This window comes from Ruegeria sp. BF7 (assembly GCF_056538605.1).
In genome coordinates, this window is the sequence record NZ_JBQFTM010000004.1 from 45,638 (window position 1) to 62,946 (window position 17,309).

The window sequence follows — 17,309 nt, forward strand, 5'->3', positions numbered from 1 at the left end:
GTCAGACGTCCAGCACCGAGAAAAAGATCGAGAACAGTGCGTCTAACGCGATGACCAAGAAGATGGCTTGAACCACCGAGGCGGTTGTTCTCTGGCCGACGCTCTGGGCCGATCCCTTGACCTGCATCGCCTGCCAGCAGGCGATAACGCCGATTACCAGCGCAAAGAACGGGGCCTTGATCATGCCGATGGCAAAGTGCCAGATACCTGTGCTTTCCTTCAAACGGGTCACGAACATGCCGGGGCTGATGTCAAGATCGATCCAGCTCATCAAGCCGCCACCCAAAAGGGCAGCCATATCGGCAATAAAACCAAGGATCGGCAGCATGATCAGCAGGGCAACGACCCGCGGGATCACCAGCACTTCGATCGGGTCCAGACCCAGCGTGCGCATGGCGTCGATCTCTTCCTGCACCTTCATCGAGCCGATCGATGCGGTGAAGGCCGACCCGGACCGGCCTGCAACGATGATGGCCGTCAGCAGAATGCCCAGTTCACGCAGCACCGAGATCGAGATCAGTTCGACAACAAAAATCTCGGCCCCGAATTGTTTCAGCTGGGTGGCGCCCTGAAATGCCAGCACGACGCCGATCAGAAACCCCATCAGGGCCACAATTGGGATCGCCTTGAACCCGACTTCTTCCATCTGCGACACCAGCGCCGCCCGACGCAGCCGCCATGGCATGAAAATGGTGCGGACAAGGCGATGCAGCGTCAGTCCCAGGAAACCAAGCATCGAGAGCGTGTCTTTCCATGCACCGACCGTGCGCTCACCAATGCTTGCGACCCAATCAACAAAGCTACCGTGTTCGGCCTCGATACCCGGATCGTCGGGTATGTTTTTTGCTACGGTATCAAGTAGCGCGGAATGCGCGGGGCTTAGCCCTTCATACTTGACCTCGGCCCCGACGGTGCGCACCCGGCGCGCCAGGTCGGCAATCAGCCAGGCCCCACCTGTATCAAGAGCCTCGACCATGGACAGGTCAAAGGTGACCTTGCCAACCTGCGGCCTAAACGCTGCGAACGCCTGCTCCACCTTTTCCAGAGATTGGGTCAGCATTTCGCCCGAAATACGCAAGCAGACGCCGTCGGCGTCGTGATCCGAATGTATCATGGGCTGCGTCATGGCGATATGTGATGTGAAACCGCGTTGTCCTGCAACGGATTTTTGCGCCTCACCGGGATTTGTCGCCGCACAATAGCAGTAGTGTGACAGTTTCGGATCGACCGGGCCTCGGCGCGACTGATCGCATATATCAAGCCTGCTTTTCGTTTAAGTTGAGTTTTTTATGCCTGATCAAAACCCCGCATCAGGAACTGGTTGCCCGAACGGGGGAACCGCGACAAAGATCACACCTGAAATGCTTCGGTGGAATCAGGTTAGGTCACATGCACAAACCCGGAAAAGTCCTGTTCATCATCATTGACCAGTTGCGGGCAGATTGTTTGAACGGAACCCTTGCGGCCCATGTCGATCTGCCGAACCTGCGCGCGTTCATGAATGAGGCCGTAACCTTTGACCGGCACTTTTCGGTGACCAACCCCTGCGGCCCGTCGCGCGCCTCGATCCTGACCGGTCAATACGCAATGAACCACAGGTCAATTCGCAACGGCACTCCCCTTCGGCACGATACGCCAAGCATCGCGAGCGAGATGCGTAAGGCCGGATACCTGCCCATGCTGTTCGGCTATACTGATACCTCTGCCGATCCGCGAGCCTTCGATCCGGGCGACCCGATCCTGAAGTCCTATGAAAACCCTATGGCAGGATTTCACGAAGTCATCGAAATGCGGTTGGAGGAGTCCTATCCCTGGCAGTCGTACCTGATGCAGAAGGGGTACGAGTTCGAGAAATACTGGGATGTCTACAAGCCGGTTTCTCCAAACGGTGGTGCGCCGCGCCTGAACGATCCTGCCCTATATCGGGCCGAAGACAGCGACACAGCCTTTCTGACCGATGCGTTCCTGAGCAACATGGCGCCGTTCAACGATCAGAACTGGTTCGCTCATCTGACCTATATCCGGCCACATCCGCCTCTGGTCGCGCCGTCCCCATACAATGATATGTACGATCCAGGGTCTTTGCCCCTGCCGACCGGGTTTGCAAATGTGGCCGACGAAAGCGCGATGCATCCTTTCTTTGGTCCCGCGATAGAGAAGCAATCAGCGAAAGACTTCGTCGAAGGGTTTGATACCCTGGACCCGACGCCCGAAAACGCGCGGATGTTGCGCTCGGTCTATCTGGGGCTGGCGACCGAGGTGGATTATCATGTCGGCCGTGTCATCCAATTCCTTAAGGACACCGGTCAATATGACGACACCCTTGTCGTGATCACCGCCGACCACGGAGAGATGCTGGGCGATCGCCACACCTGGGGCAAGATGACGGTTTATGACGCGGCCTATCACACGCCGCTATTCATCCGGATGCCTGGCAATCAGGATCAGGCGGGAACCGTGGTGACCGCGCCGACAGAGTCCATCGACATTACTCCTACCATACTCGACTGGGCGGGACTGCCGATTCCGAACGCGATGGATGGGCGGTCCCTGATGCCTTTGCTGCAAGGAGAGGTCCCGGAGGATTGGCGCAGCTATTCGTTTAGCGAACTGGATTTCTCGGCCCCCGAAAAACCGAGCTTGTGGCAACAGCAGCTGGGTACCAGTAACAGCGACTCGTGTCTGGGCATCTTGCGGGATGAGCGGTTTACGCTGGTCGAGTTCGCCGCGGATTTGCCGCCGCTCCTGTTCGACCATCAGGGCAAAGGCGAAATGGAGAACGTTGCGAAAAACCCCGACTATGCCACGGACCTGGCGCGCCTGGGTCGGATGATGCTGCGGCATCGGATGCGTAACATGGATCACACGCTGTCCCTATGTTCCCTGACCTCGGACGGGGCGAAGACCAAACCGCGATATTGACCCAATCTGTCGCGTCCGTCCCCCCTACACCTGTGACAAATCCAATGTTACGCATGTCTTGAGGGGAGGGCGAATTTGGACATTACCGAACAGCACGTAAAAGAGATGACGACCGCCGGTCTGAACCTGATCGGGCAGGCGCTGTCGATCTACGACAGCCAGTTGCGGCTGGTTGTCAGTAACCGACCGTTTCAGGTGATGTTCGATTTGCCGGATGAACTGGTCCGACCCGGGGCGCAGTTCCGGGACACGATCCGCTATCTGGCAGCGCGTGGCGAATACGGCACGGATGCAGACGTCGAAGCCGCCGTGGAATTGCGGGTCCAACAAGCGCTGACCTTTGAGCCGCACTACATGGAACGTGTTCGGGCCGACGGGCGGGTGATTTCGGTCGAAGGAGCGCCGCTGCCCAAAGGCGGTTGGGTTTCGGTCTACACCGATATCACCAACACCAAACAAGCCGAGGCCCTGTTGCGGGCCCGGTCCGAGGAATTGTCGGGTCAGTTGCTGGACAGGGCCGAAGAGCTTTCTGCTACCAACCGAAAACTCGCCGCCACCAACGCCGCGCTGGAAGAGGCCAAGCGCCAGCTGACCGAGATCGAAGCCCGCACGCGCATGACCACCGAGATGATGCCGGCCCATATTGCCCATCTGGATCCGGATGGGCGGTATGACTATTCGAACCGGCGTCTCAGCTCGGTTATGCCGGGCCGCCCGTCTGAAATTCTGGGTATGCATATTTCCAATGCCTTGGGCGCTGCGGCCTTCCTGCGTGTAGAACCGCATCTGCAAAAGGCCTATGGCGGCGAAGCCTCGGTGTTCGAATTTACCGAAGATCAGGATTCCCGCCGCATCCGCGTGTCGTTTTCTCCGGATGGCGAGGGCGGAGTCTATGTGATGTCGGTCGATATCACTGAGGAAACCCAGGCGCGTGTTGCCTTGCAGCAGACCCGGCGCCGGGCCATGGCGGCGCAGATGACCAGCGGGTTGGCGCATGATTTTTCAAACCTGCTGACGATCATTCTGGGAATGCAGTCGAGGCTGGAAAAGATGGACCTTTCCGCCGAGGCACATGAGTTGGTGTCCGCCACCCAGCAAACCGCCCGCCGCGGTGGTCAGTTGCTGAACAGGATTGCGGACATGACCGGTAACCGCACCTTTCAGCCAAAAGCAACCGATATGCGTGGCCTGCTGGAGGACCTGCGTGTTCTGGCCTCGCCCTCCCTGCCACGCGGTGTCGGGTTGTCGGTGGTCAACACCCTGCCCGACGAGGCGCTGATGCTGGACCCGGGGATGGTACAGGACGCGCTGCTGAACTTGGTTCTGAACGCACGCGACGCTTGCGGAGGGTTCGGTCAGATCACCATCAGTGCTCATAAGATCGGCGACATTTGGATCGAGATCGCGGTCTCGGATACCGGCTCGGGTTTTTCCCAAGAAGGATTGGAAAAAGCGCTGAATCCGTTCTTTACCACCAAAGGCAGCAAGGGATCGGGCTTGGGTCTGCCCATGGTTTATGACACCGTGAAACTTGCCGGTGGCGACCTGAACCTCCGCAATACTCCTTCGGGCGCAACAGTGGCCATGCGTTTGCCCTATCGTCCGGCGCCGCCGATACAGGAAGGTTTAGTGCTGCTGGTCGAAGACAATGACGATCTGCGCTGGCAATTCCGGGATATGCTGGTCGAACTTGGGTTCTCGGTGATCGAGGCAACATCTGTTGACGAAGCGCTGGCGCTGACGGCGGATATCGACGATATCGTGTTTGTGTTGTCGGATATTCGGCTGGAAGGGCAGGGGACCGGTCTGGATTTGTTGGCACAGCTTAAACCCGCTTTGCCGTGCATTCTGATGACTTCATTGCCCCATTCCGACCCGCTGCACCGGCAGGCCCTGACACTGGCACCCGTGCTGAGCAAGCCCTTTACCCGAGCGCAACTGTCCGCCCTGATCCGAACCGAGGCTGCCTGATGACACAACCACTGGTCACGATTGTAGATGACGAGCCCGAAATCCGGCGCGTTCTGACTGACGCGCTGGAAGAGGCGGGTTTCCGCACTCAGAGCTTCGCCCGCGCGCGAGAATTCGAAGCTGCGCTGAAACGCGTGACGCCGGACGTTTGCCTTGTCGATCTTTCTTTGCCTGACACCGACGGCCTGGCGCTTGTTCACCGGCTGGCGCTGGAACAAGGGGCGGCGGTGATCATTATCTCGGGTCGGGCGCAGGTGCAGGATCGCGTTACCGGGCTGGAACTTGGGGCTGATGATTACATCACCAAACCGTTTGATCCTGCCGAGGTCGTCGCCCGTATCCGGGCAAGGCTGCGTTCCCCGAGAACGCAGGTGTCGCAGTCGGATGTGGCGATTTTCAATGGCTGGACCGCGTATTTTGATCGTTACGTTCTTGAGGATGGTAGCGGAACAGAAATACCGTTTAGCCACGCGGAAGGCGAGGTTTTGCGGTTGTTTCTGGAAAGCCCCAAACGGCTGATTAGCCGGGCTCAGATGCAGGAAGCTCTGGGCGGTGCTGCAGGTGAGAGTTTCGACCGGGCCATGGATGTGCGTATATCCCGGCTTCGGACGAAACTGGGCGAAGACCCTAAAAATCCGCGCCTTATCAAGACGATCTATGGGGCAGGATATATTTTTCTAGGGGATGTCGAGTGGCAATAAAACGCCGATCAGGGTTTGGACGGAAGGTCGCCATTGTTGTCATAATAATGAAATAGGCAAGCAATTACATATTGTTATACGCGAACTGAACCAACAAGGGTTGCACCTGATGTCAACCGGGACACATCGACCTCAATATCTGCGCGCTGCCTATGGATTCTTGGCGCGGTCGCGCATAACTAACAACACCGCGTTCAATCGTCGCCTCAACGGCGCAGCTTGGGAACAAGGTAAGACCGCGACGCTGGCAGGTATCGGAACCGCTGAAGGTTTTGGAGAATAGAATGATCAAAAGAACCTGGGCCAATTGGAAGTCTAGTAATATTGGCCGCTTGCTGTTCGAAAGTCTCCGAAATCAGGGCTGGCTGTACGGGATCGCGATGGTGGCCATGGTTGGGGTCGCCGGAACAACGGCGGGTACCGCGTGGATGATGGAAAACATTGTCAACGCGATGACCGAGCCTGAAATGCGATCCAAGGTCGCACTGATCGCCGCCGCCGTTATTGGACTGTTTCTTGGCAAGGCGCTAGCTTCGTACATTCAGTCGATCTTTCTGGCGCGCGCAGGCAACCGCATTATTGCTGTTCAGCAAGAACGTCTCTACGCAAGGCTGATAAAACGCGGTGTCGGCTTTTTCTCACGTAATGAATCCTCGGGGCTGTTGCTGCGGGTTACGCAGGGTGCGCAGGCGGCCAGAAGGCTGGTAGACGTCGTCGTGACAAGCTTTGTTCGTGACTTGCTGACCCTGGTTGGTTTGGTATTCGTCATGATCTACCAGCAGCCAATGCTTTCAGTGCTGTTTTTCGTCGTTGGCCCGGTTGCGTTGGTCAGCGTGCGCATGTTGTTGAAACGTGTGAAAGCGATCATGCAATCCGAGATGATGGCATTGTCTGAAATCATAAGGGTTCTTCAGGAAACGTCGGGCGGGATCACAATCATCAAGGTTTTTGGCCTTGAAAACCATATGACGAACCGCATGAACGGGGCGATCAGGTCGGTCGAGGAACGGGCGAATTCGATTTCCAAGCTGCAGTCGATCGCCAGCCCCTTGATGGAGTTTCTGGCGGGTCTAGCGATCGCGGGTATTCTGGTAATAAGCACAATCGGCTTCGGAGACAGCGAGCCAACCTCGGCTGGTCAGTTGATGTCATTTATTACGGCTTTGCTGATGGCTTACGAGCCGGCAAAACGCCTGTCGAAGATGCGCGTAGTCATCGAGACCACGCTGGTTCCGATCAGCATGATGTTCGAACTTCTGGACGAAGAAGACCCCATGCGGGAAAGCCCCGATGCCAAAACCCTGGTTACGGGGCCGGGTGAAATCCGTCTTAAGGACCTTACTTTCGGATATAAGGGGGGCACGCCGGTCATTTCGAATATGAACCTGACCTTTGAAGCCGGTAAGACAACGGCTCTGGTCGGCCAGTCCGGCGGTGGCAAATCGACGATCTTCGGTTTGATCATGCGGTTTTACGACCCCGATTCCGGGACTGTCGAGATTGATGATCAGGACTTGCAGGGCGTGACTTTTGCCTCACTGCGTCAGAAGATATCTTATGTCGGCCAGGAAACTTTTTTGTTCTCGGCCTCGGTTTTGGATAATCTGAGGTTTGCGCGCCCGGATGCCACCAATGAAGAAGTGATGGAGGCAGCACGTGCTGCCCATGCGCATGACTTCATCAGCAAGTTGGAATATGGCTACGATACGCCGGTCGGAGAGAATGGTGCGTTTTTGTCCGGGGGACAAAAACAGCGGCTCGCCATCGCCCGCGCAATTCTGCGCAAATCGGAAATCCTGTTGCTGGACGAAGCCACCAGTGCCCTCGATGCGGAATCCGAGACGCTTGTAAAAAAGGCTTTGGACAGGCTGACCGAGAATGTAACGACCATTGTTATCGCCCACCGGCTGTCGACCGTGCTCGAGGCGGACAAAATCGTCGTCATTCAGGAGGGCGAAGTCCTTGAAGAAGGCAATCTTGAAACCCTGATCGAGAAGGACGGGGTGTTCCGTCAGTTGTTCGACCATCAGTTCAAACAACCGGTGTCCGAAAGGGTAACCTCTCCGCAATAGCGTTTGGGCGTCAGGGCGACGCGGTCGGCAGATGCAAGGCCTGTACCGATTGTAGAGGTACCTATTCTCGCAAAGCTCTGTCCTTGATTTTGACTACGGGCTGCAGCAGGTATTCGAATACCGTTTTGCGGCCCGAAAGGATATCGACGTCGGAAATCATACCGGGGATGATTTCGACGGCGACACCATCGGCATCCAGCATCGCATTGCTGGTTTCAATCTCCACGACGAAAACCTCCTCGTCATTTCGCTCGGGCCGGGTGATTGTGTCGGCACCGATACGAGTAATCTGGCCGTCCAGAGCCCCATATCGGGCAAAATCATAGGCGGTGATCTTGACCTTGACAGACTGTCCGGCATGCAGGAATGCGATGTCTTCCGGTCGAACGTATGCTTCGACAAGCAGTGTGTCATTCAAGGGTACGATTTCAACAAGTTCCTCACCGCCGCGGGCCAATCCCCCGATTGTGCTGCGATGTATCCGGTTGACGATGCCACGCACCGGAGACCGCACCTGCGCCCTGTCGGCCCGATCCCGAAGCGCGGGCAAAACCGGCTGCAATGTCGCAAGTTCGGTGGTTGCCATCGCCAGATCGGTTAGCGCGGCGCTGCGAAATCGGCTGCGGGACGCGCGGATGCGGTCGTCTATCTCGTCCAAACCAGTCTTTAGCCTGTTGGTCGCGGCAACAGCCCGGGTTTTCCGGCCTTCCCACTCGGCCATACCGCGGCGTAGCGTCAAAAGCGTTGTTGCGGGCTCCATCCGTTTTTCCACCAGAGGTTCCATCATCGCGCGCTCTTCCGCTAAAAGCCTGAGCGTTTCGTCGGCGGTGATCCGATCCACAAGGCCTTCTTCGTATTCCTGCTGCCTTTGTTGGCGTTGACGTTCCAAGATGGAGATCTCTGCCTGAAGCTCGGTTTGCCGTCCCTTATACAATGCGGTCTCCGATCGCACGACTTCGGGCGCGCCTTTGATCAGGTCAGGTGAAAAACTCAGAGCACTACCGTCGATTTCCGCCTGCAATCGTTGCGTTCGCGCCATTAGGCCGAAGGCGCGCTGTTGTTCCTGACTGAATTGGCTGTCGATTTGAGTTGTGTCGAACTCCATCAACAACGTGCCCTTGTCGACCACCTGTCCTTCGCGAACTTTCAAAGACTGCAGAACTCCGGGTTCCGTGGCTTCGATCACCTGAATGTCAGCTGAGGGAACAATCCGCCCGTCCACACGGGTCACGTCATCCAACTCAGTCAGATGCGCCCAAAGGCCTAGTGCGATCAGGCACGAGGAGATCACTAGTAAAAGCAGGGATCCACGTATCGGTGAACGCCCGCGCATCTCGCGCGCGAGGGTGGCGAGGTCAGGATGCCGCGACATTCAGATGCCTCCCTGCTTTGCGGGCGTGTTGGGTGAGCATACTCTTGGGTCCGTCGGCGGACACGCGTCCGCCCTCGATCACGATGACACGGTCCACCAATTCCAACAGGCTGGTGCGATGTGTGATGATGACCATCGTGGCGTCCTGCGTTGACTGCTTCAGACGACGGATCACCTCAGCTTCGGTTTTGACGTCCATCGCACTGGTCGGTTCATCCAACAGCAGAATCGGGGGCCGTCCAATCAAGGCCCTGGCAAGTGCAATGGCCTGTCTTTGTCCACCAGATAGACCTTCGCCGCGCTCGGCCAGTTTCAGATCGTAACCGTTGGGATGACGGGCGACAAAATCTTCAACTCCGGCTACCTTGCCTGCGCGGATCAGGTCCTGATCGCGCGGTCTGACAGTGCCGCTCCTTATGTTTTCGCGTACGGTCCCGGAAAACAGCCAGATGTCCTGCAATACGGACCCGACATTGCGACGCAGATCACCCGGATCAATTTGGCGAATATCCACGCCATCCAGCATCACCGACCCGGTTCGCGGCTCATATAGCCCAAGCAGCAGGCGCGAGATTGTGCTTTTTCCGGAACCGATCGGACCCAAAATCCCAACCTTTTCACCAGGCTCGATCGAGAATGACACCCCCGCCAATGTGTCCTCGGTGTGATCCGGATAGGCGAAGTGGACATTCTTGAATCTGATGCGCCCGTCGAAGCTGTTTCGGCTGATCCAGCTGTGCCCACGAGGTCTTTCGCTTTCGGCCTGCATCAGTGCGTTAAGGTTGCGATACGCGCTGCGGGCCTGGTTGACACGGGTCAGGGTCTGGGCAAGCTGTCCCAGAGGTGCCAGTGCACGACCGGTCAACATCACTGAAGCAACCAGAGCCCCCATGCTTGCCTGACCATCAGTAATCAAAAACACGCCGTAGAAAACGATCAGAACCTGTGCCGCCTGCTGGGTGAACCCGGTCAGGTTCAGGGCGAACTGCGTCACCATACGGCTGCGTGCACCATGCGAGGATTGGCGTTCAATTGCGCTTTCCCAGCGGGTTCGCATTGGCCTGGCAGCTGCCGTGGTCTTGATCGTCTCAAGCCCCGAGACGGTTTCCACCAAAACAGATTGCTTGGACTGGCCATCGGAAAAGCTCTTCTCGGCCAGACGCGACAATACCGGCTGCACGGCCACCCCGGCCAGTAATACGATCGGAACCGCAAGGGCAGGGATCAGGGCCAGCGGCCCGCCGACCAGATGGATGACAAACACAAACAGCGCAATGAAAGGAAGGTCGACCAATGCAACCAGTGTTGCCGAGGTAAAGAACTCTCGCAGGGTTTCGAACTCCCGAACGGTGCTTGCCATGGCACCCGTAGATCCAGTGCGAGATTTCATGCGGATGTTCAGCACGTGGTCGAAAACGCGCCGCCCCATCTGCATGTCGGCCTTTTGTCCGGCGCGATCGATGAACCCGGCGCGCAACAGTTTCAAAAGAAAATCAAACCCCAGGGCGAGGGCGACACCCGCAGTTAGGGCTATCAGAGATTCTGTAGCTTCGTTTGGCAGTACGCGGTCATAGACGACCATAATGAAAATAGAGGTGGACAGGCCCAGTAAATTCGCGAGCGCCGCGGCCAGGAGTACTTGCGTATAGGACCATTTGTTCGCCGCCATCGCCGACCAGAACCAATGATCGGATGCGGGAACCTCACAGCCCGGGACCTCGGCCCGATGGTTCCGACGAAACAGGATTGCGAATCCGGTATAAGTGCGGCTCAGTTTGTCCTGGGACACTTCGCCGATCCCGTCCCCGAGGTCTGGATCGAAAACCAGTAGATTGCCGCCCCGTGTTCGACCGTGGAAAACAACGGCTTTGTCATCCTCCAGAATCAGCAGTGCAGGTGATAGGATTGTGTCAAAGTCCTGCAACCTGCGTTTGCCATACCCGGCTTGCAATCCAGCATTTTGCGCCACCTCAATGGCGTGGCGAAGGGTAAGTTCATCTGATGCGCCGATTTGCACGGCGTGCAGGGCGGCCACTGTCAAGGGGCGGTCCAGCTGGGCTGCGACATGCAACAGACAAGCTTCGAGGGGAGTGAGTGAAGGCGTGCGTGAAATAGGCAGAAGCTGTGTCATAGGTCGTCGTTCCACTTCACCGTTGAGACACCCAGCAGATCGAGAATGTCACCGGTTAAACTCAGCGCAGCGTAGTTGGTCAGGAAAAAGTTCTGCTCGGCCAGGATCAACCTTTCCTGAGCGTTCACATAGTCTCTCTGTGCGTCAAGAATCTCAATCAGGCTGCGCCTGCCGATGGTGAACTGTTCGCGTGCCGCGGTAACACTTGCGGCGTTGGCTTGCACTGCAACGCGGGCTGCCTGCAGACGCACTGCGCCAGCTTGCTGGTCGGAGCGGACGAATTCCAACTCACGGCGAATGTCCCGGATAACCGAGTCCCGCGTGAACTCAGCCTCTTTGACCTGTGCTTCGGCCGCCGCGATTGCGGCCCGGCGTTGCCCCGTACTGTCGATTTCGTAGTTGAACGACAGATCCACGCCAAAATTCGCGTCGTTGCTGTCATCCCGGTCGGCAAAAGCGGCGATTTCAACGCCGGGCTGACGGCGTGCATGGGCGGCTGCCTGTTCTGCCTTTGCCGACAGCAGGGTTGCATCCGCCCGCCTGACCTGAGGGCTGTCCATCACGATCTGCGAGTCGGTTCGCGAAAGTTTAGGAGCCGTGACAGGTGACGGAAGTTCCCCGGGGGCTGAGCCAAAGTACTCACGATATTGGGCGTCTGCTCGGTCTAAACGCGCTTTGGCATCTGCCAGCCGTGTCTGTGCATCCGCCATCCGAGATCGTGCCGTCAGAACATCAGCATTTGATCCCGCGCCCTGCGCTGCGCGTTCCGTGATCTGACGCACCATATCTTCATGAACTGCGACATTTTGGGTCGAAATATCCAGAATTTTTCGTCGGTCCAGAACCACGACATAGGCCTCGATCGCCGACAGCGCCACCGCTGATGCCGTTTGCACCTGATCTCCACGGCTTTGCAACACGCGCGCCTTTGCTGCTGCCAGATCATTCGACGCAGCGCCACCGTCGTACACCAATTGCGAGATGCGCAGATATGGTGTGACATCGGCAATATTGGACTCTATGCGTTCAGAACGGGCGTTTACGCCAACGTTGAGCCGGGGCAGAAACGCTCCCTTGGCGGCATCTTCGTTGGCTGCGGCAATCTCCAGCCGTGTCGCACTTTGTGCCAGATCAGGGTTTGTTTCCACGGCGGCTCTGATCCGCTGGCCAAAGGCGCTCTGCGTCAGCCGGGGTGCAGGTGTGTTTGCACCGGCCCCGACGGATCCGCTGGACAGGGACATCTCAACCCCTGTCAAGTCGGGCTTAGGCGTACAGGCCGATAACACTGCGGCGAAGAGGATATAAGGTGCAATTCCGAGACTGCGATTGAGTATTGGCATCGGTGTTTCACACCCCACTGGTTCCGAGGACATCGTCATTCTGCGCGTTGGCCATTGCACAAAGGAAATCGGAAATGTCTGAATTTTCGGTGTATTTCTTTAGTGAGTTTTGCTCTTTAAGCTGTTGTTCTACGCGTGCCAGCCACGCTAAATGGCAAAGCGAGATCTGGTGGGCGTGGATCAGCAGAAAGGCATCCGCTTTGACCAGTTCCAGTTTTTCAACCTGAGTTAGTTTCTTTAAACGATGGGTTGATATGGACAAAGTCCCAGCGGGCAAAGTGGTCCCGTCGAGGGGTTCAGCGGGTTCAAAAAGCCCCATAGTCTTGATTGTCTGGCAAAGTTCCAGCGTCGCCTCACGGGCTGCAACGCGGGTTTGAAGAAAGCTTCGCACATCGCGCAATTCTGGCGACAAATCCCCGGAAGCGTCAAAGAAGGCCTCGTCTCTTGGATTGGTGCTTAGCAGCCCGGATGATTCATCCACGTTCAGCTGAAACAGGGCGGATCCGTTCGACGTTTTTTCTCCAAGGGGCAGGGCCTGAAACGGATGGCATCGCAAGCTGGATGGAACATAGGCCGCCAACCACTGCCCCTGTCGTGATACGAAAGGGGTGGGCATATCGTCTGACAGGGACAAAATGGCCCTGGGTTCAACATCTTCGCCGGTTTCTCTGAACATTATCGGAAAGGTGGCGGCAATCTGCGGAACTTCCCGGAATACAATCGCACATTCGGTGCGATTGGCCGCAAATTCGTAAGAGGTGAAACGTTTCCAGTATCGATGCCCGTGCCGGGCGGCGGTGACAGGAACCAGGCCATTCTGCGCCATTACTGCTCCATGTTTAACAGGATGGCTGCCGGTCGTCGTGATCGGCAGCCGTTTGGTTGCTTAAGCCGTTGCCCCGGTTGGGTCGGTGTGCAGGATGTTGTCCGCGCTAAGGTCGGTCAGATCATCTAGCCCAGTGAATTGGGCGACGGTTTCAACCAACGCTGAGTTTGGAGCGCTGTAGTCGACCTTGACCAACACACTGTCAGCACCGTCCGTTGCCATAACGTAGATCTCGTCACCCGCTTGTAGGCCGGCAAAGCTTTCGACGGCGGTTTCGATCGTGTTTTGGGACAAATCGCCTAAAACCGTTGTCAGGCCAACGACACCGGTATCCGAGCCAATCGCATCACCTACTGCCAGGGTTTCGACATCCGTTCCGTTACCGCGCAGCGTTCCGACGCTCAGGCCGCTGAACGTAATGGCATCCGTAACCTCGGCTGCCGGGCCAATTGTGAATCCTGTCACCATGTCGATACCGTTGGCCGCCAGGTCGGCCTCGAACACGACAATGTCTCGCCCTGCAGCCGAGACATCAATCGCATCGCTGCCATCCAGCCCGCGGATGATGTTGTCGACGTCGGTTGCGACCAGCGTGTCATCACCATTGGTACCGAGTTGGAAGACGGAATACCCGCCAACAGAAGTCGCGATCGTCAGCTCAATGGGTTTGCTTGCATCGACGACCGTCATGTCGAAGGTCATCACGGGCTGGCTCAGGTCAATGACGGGGTTGACGCCATCGGGGATACCGGAGATGCCGGAGTAACGGATCACTGAGGCCCCGTCCGGGTTGGCAACCAAACTAATGAGACCACTACCGCGGACCTCAGACCCGAGGTCGTAGGTCGCAACGGAAGGGTCGAAGCCCAGATTCATAGCCAAGGCGAAGCCGCCTGAAATATCCGTGTCTGGATCCGCGTAGACCTCGAAGGTCACCGTGTTCCCGGAAATCCCAGCCTGAGTGATGACATAGGCTGCTGGTTCGTGTGCGGTGTTCTCGTCGGTTGCGGTTACAGGGTTCGGCCCACCGGAAACCGTTGCATCTGCTGAGAAGTCAAGGGAGTCGCCCGCGTCGATGCTCGAGAATTCCGATGCTGGGACGGCCAAAGACCAGCTGCCATCGACGGCCACAGTCGCGCTGCCAATCGGGCTTCCGTTGAGGAAAACATCCACCGCCTGGCCGACGCTCAGGCCGGTCGAAGTTCCCGAAATTGTCACACCAGATGCTTGAGCATCAGCTAGCGATATAGCGCTGTTCGTGCCGACAGGGCTCACGGTCAATACTGGTCGGAAATCCGTCGTCAGCATAGTCGTAGCCGATGTCGCCGGGTTACCAGCCTGATCGGTAACGCTGGCCGAGATCGGATAGCCGGTGCTGTCCGACAGAGCGGCCAGATCGACTGAGGGGACAGTTGCCGACCAGGAACCGCCTGAAGCGGTGCCTGTGTATGTATGGCCGTTTAGGGTGACGGACACAGTTTGCCCATCCTCGGCGCTGGTTGCGCCCGTGATCGTCAGGTCGCTTCCTTGTTCGGTCACGTCCAGCTCGGAGCCCACGGATAGGGGATCGAGTGTAACGGTCGGAGCAGTGAAATCGGTGTCAAAACTTGCACTATTTTGGGCGCTGTTGCCCGCTGCGTCCGCTACCAAAGCATCGACATCATACGAGACCCCATCCTGAAGCGCGCCCAAGTCCGAGGCTGGGGCCGTGTAGCTCCAAGTGCCGCTGTTGACCGTGGCGGTGCCGGTGACATCCACTGTTCCGTCGGGGCGGGCGATTTCGACCGTCACCACTGTGCCATCTGCGGCGTCAGAGGTGCCGGTTATGACCAGGTCGGTGCCCTGTTCCGCAGCGTTCATGACCGCACCATCCGACAGGTTTGTGATGTTCACCGTTGGCGCAGTGAAGTCTGTATCAAAACTGTCGCTGGCCTGGATCGCCGGGTTTCCTGCCTGATCGGCAACATCTGCGGTGACCGCAATGGTGGCCCCGTCCGACAGGGCTGCCAGATCTGCGGCAGGAACGGTAACTGACCACGCGCCACCGGATGCTGCGCCGGTGTAGGTTTGACCGTTCACAGAAACAGTCACGGTCTGACCATTCTCGGCAGTGGTGGAACCTGTGATGGCCAGGTCCGTGCCCTGCTCAGCTGCGTTCAGCACGGCACCATCCGAGAAGCTGTCGATTGAAAGCGTCGGTGCGGTCGCATCCTTGCCCAGTGGTACATTGACCTGAGGCGCCGCCAGACCATCGGCGTCCGAAACGTCCGCAGTCACGGTAAAACTCCCTCCGTCAGGCAGGGCTGCCAGATCTGCGGCCGCGACGGTCACACTCCAAGTGCCGCCTGACACGGTATCGGTATAGGTCTGACCGTTCATGTTTATTGTGACCTGCTGGCCGTCCTGTACATTGCCGGTCGTCCCAGAGATCGTCAGGTCAGCCCCCACTTCAACAGCGTTCAGAACCGCGCCGACGGATAGCGGAGAGATGGTGACGGAAGGGCCAGTCAAGTCAACCGGGACGGATACCGAGGCTGGGACTGAGATGTTGCCAGCCGCATCGGAGACAGTCACGTTGAACGCGGCTGGCACGCCGGTCGACAGGCCAACGAGATCTGTGTTGGGGATCGTTACGCTCCAGCCGCCGCCGGTGGCAGTTGTCGAATAGGTTTGACCACCAAACGTCACGGTAACGGGCCGACCGTCAAGCGCTGTGGTCGATCCCGTAAGTGTCAGGTCGGCGCTGACATCGATCAACTCAATCGATCCGCCGGCAACCGGGTCCAGCGAAATCGTCGGAGCGGTAAAATCCGTCTCGAAACTGGCATCGGCTTGTGTCGCCGGATTGCCCGCCTGATCGGTGACGTCAGCGGTGACGGCAATCGTTGCGCCGTCTGGCATGACAGCCAGCCCTGCGGTGGGCACTGTTACGCTCCATTGTCCGGCGAAAACCGTACCTTCGTAGGTTTGCCCGTAGAGGGAGACGGTGACGGTTTGTCCGTCTTCGGCCGTTGTTGTTCCGGTAATGGTCAGATCGGTGGCCTGTTCAGCCGCGTTCATCACCACGCCGTCGGAAAACCCTGAGATTGTCAGGGTTGGGGGGCTAGTATCCACGTCGAATGCGACCGTCTCAGACGACAGTTCTGTACCCTCAGCATCGAGATTTCGAATGGTCACGGTTTGCACACCCTGCGGTAGGCTGGCTGCTTCGTCCGGTGTCAGTGAAACGCTCCAGGACCCGTCATCTTCGGGCGTAACGGTCTTTGTGACCGAGCCAATGGTTACTTCCACCGTTTCCGTACCTTCCGGCGTGGCGAGGTTCAAGTTGGCGCTGCTCAATGTGTTGGCTTGCGAGCCCGCCAGGTTGAGAACGGGGTAGCTGGGGGTAGGTGAAGGCGCAGGCGTAGGGGCGACATCGTCGCCCCCTCCACCACCGCCGCCGCCGGCAGCGGCAGCGGCACCCGCCAGACCCAGACCACCCAAAGCAGCCCCGGTTCCGCTGATTCCCCCGATTGCGGCGGCGCCGCCAGCTTCGGCCAGGCTGAACTGAGCAATCTCGGATACAACGTCCTCGGCAATCATGACAGCACCGCTGTCCAGCACCTGTACGTTTTCGGCGGCAACAACCAGTTTTCGACCATCGGCCAGTTTCAGAAGAACGTCGCCATTGTCCAGCAGCTTGACCGAACGCACCCCGGGAATCGTTTCTGCGAACTGAAAGGCATAAAGCTCTTCAATAGTGGCCTGCGCCAAGGCAGGCAGGGCCAGAACCGCAGATCCGATCCCACCAGCAATGCCACGGCCGGCCCAACGGCGCATTTTTCCGTCGATCCACTTGCGGATGTTCTGTTTACGCTCAAAATCGGGCTGACCACCAGCCGGATTGATCTTGGTTTCAGGTTCTTTGGTCATCTTGCCCTCACATGTGGTTTCCGCACCGGCCCGAGGGGTCGAGGTTTTGTTCATCTGTCTTT

Annotated in this window: 10 protein-coding genes; 4 read left to right on the plus strand and 6 right to left on the minus strand. The window is 57.8% G+C overall.

All coding sequences use genetic code 11. From position 1 onward, the window contains the following. Position 1: 1 nt before the first annotated feature. Positions 2-1,114 carry an MlaE family lipid ABC transporter permease subunit gene (locus ACR0IK_RS11025; RefSeq protein ID WP_480641519.1) on the minus strand — a complete coding sequence of 371 codons (1,113 nt, stop codon included), beginning with the start codon at positions 1,112-1,114 and terminating at the stop codon, positions 2-4. A gap of 275 nt (positions 1,115-1,389) precedes the next feature. Here ACR0IK_RS11025 and ACR0IK_RS11030 point away from each other — a divergent pair, with 275 nt between their 5' ends. The 4 genes from ACR0IK_RS11030 (at position 1,390) to ACR0IK_RS11045 (ending at position 7,666) form a co-directional block, all read left to right on the plus strand. Beyond that, positions 1,390-2,922, plus strand: coding sequence for a sulfatase-like hydrolase/transferase (locus ACR0IK_RS11030; RefSeq protein WP_480641520.1), 1,533 nt, complete (start codon positions 1,390-1,392; stop codon positions 2,920-2,922). 75 nt (positions 2,923-2,997) lie between these two features. Further along, complete coding sequence (locus tag ACR0IK_RS11035; protein ID WP_480641521.1) at positions 2,998-4,893, plus strand: PAS-domain containing protein; 1,896 nt, start codon at positions 2,998-3,000, stop codon at positions 4,891-4,893. Then, a complete protein-coding gene (locus ACR0IK_RS11040; RefSeq protein ID WP_480594843.1) occupies positions 4,893-5,594 on the plus strand; it encodes a response regulator transcription factor in 702 nt (233 codons plus the stop codon). The genes ACR0IK_RS11035 and ACR0IK_RS11040 overlap by 1 nt, the downstream gene beginning before the upstream one ends. Positions 5,595-5,878: 284 nt before the next feature. Continuing rightward, on the plus strand, positions 5,879-7,666 hold the full coding sequence (locus ACR0IK_RS11045; RefSeq protein WP_480641522.1) for an ABC transporter ATP-binding protein: 1,788 nt from the start codon (positions 5,879-5,881) through the stop codon (positions 7,664-7,666). A gap of 61 nt (positions 7,667-7,727) precedes the next feature. Here the strand turns inward: ACR0IK_RS11045 and ACR0IK_RS11050 are convergent, their stop codons facing one another. From ACR0IK_RS11050 to ACR0IK_RS11070, 5 genes are all read right to left on the minus strand, one after another. Beyond that, positions 7,728-9,038, minus strand: a complete 1,311-nt coding sequence (locus ACR0IK_RS11050) for an HlyD family type I secretion periplasmic adaptor subunit (protein WP_480641523.1) — start codon at positions 9,036-9,038, stop codon at positions 7,728-7,730. Beyond that, a complete protein-coding gene (locus tag ACR0IK_RS11055) occupies positions 9,022-11,169 on the minus strand; it encodes a type I secretion system permease/ATPase (RefSeq protein WP_480641524.1) in 2,148 nt (715 codons plus the stop codon). Before ACR0IK_RS11055 ends, ACR0IK_RS11050 begins: the two co-directional genes overlap by 17 nt. After that, positions 11,166-12,410 carry a TolC family protein gene (locus ACR0IK_RS11060; protein ID WP_480641525.1) on the minus strand — a complete coding sequence of 415 codons (1,245 nt, stop codon included), beginning with the start codon at positions 12,408-12,410 and terminating at the stop codon, positions 11,166-11,168. Before ACR0IK_RS11060 ends, ACR0IK_RS11055 begins: the two co-directional genes overlap by 4 nt. Positions 12,411-12,516: 106 nt before the next feature. Beyond that, positions 12,517-13,335 (minus strand): SapC family protein, encoded by an 819-nt coding sequence (locus ACR0IK_RS11065; RefSeq protein ID WP_480641526.1) that lies wholly within the window; start codon positions 13,333-13,335, stop codon positions 12,517-12,519. A gap of 60 nt (positions 13,336-13,395) precedes the next feature. Beyond that, positions 13,396-17,301, minus strand: a complete 3,906-nt coding sequence (locus ACR0IK_RS11070) for an Ig-like domain-containing protein (protein WP_480641527.1) — start codon at positions 17,299-17,301, stop codon at positions 13,396-13,398. Positions 17,302-17,309 lie beyond the last annotated feature (8 nt).

Coding starts and splice junctions, on each gene's coding strand:
- ACR0IK_RS11040 (WP_480594843.1), top strand. CDS start 4,893: ATGACACAACCACTGGTCACGATTGTAGATGACGAGCCCGAAATCCGG.
- ACR0IK_RS11050 (WP_480641523.1), bottom strand. CDS start 9,038: ATGTCGCGGCATCCTGACCTCGCCACCCTCGCGCGCGAGATGCGCGGG.
- ACR0IK_RS11055 (WP_480641524.1), bottom strand. CDS start 11,169: ATGACACAGCTTCTGCCTATTTCACGCACGCCTTCACTCACTCCCCTC.
- ACR0IK_RS11065 (WP_480641526.1), bottom strand. CDS start 13,335: ATGGCGCAGAATGGCCTGGTTCCTGTCACCGCCGCCCGGCACGGGCAT.
- ACR0IK_RS11060 (WP_480641525.1), bottom strand. CDS start 12,410: ATGTCCCTGTCCAGCGGATCCGTCGGGGCCGGTGCAAACACACCTGCA.
- ACR0IK_RS11025 (WP_480641519.1), bottom strand. CDS start 1,114: ATGATACATTCGGATCACGACGCCGACGGCGTCTGCTTGCGTATTTCG.
- ACR0IK_RS11030 (WP_480641520.1), top strand. CDS start 1,390: ATGCACAAACCCGGAAAAGTCCTGTTCATCATCATTGACCAGTTGCGG.
- ACR0IK_RS11045 (WP_480641522.1), top strand. CDS start 5,879: ATGATCAAAAGAACCTGGGCCAATTGGAAGTCTAGTAATATTGGCCGC.
- ACR0IK_RS11070 (WP_480641527.1), bottom strand. CDS start 17,301: ATGAACAAAACCTCGACCCCTCGGGCCGGTGCGGAAACCACATGTGAG.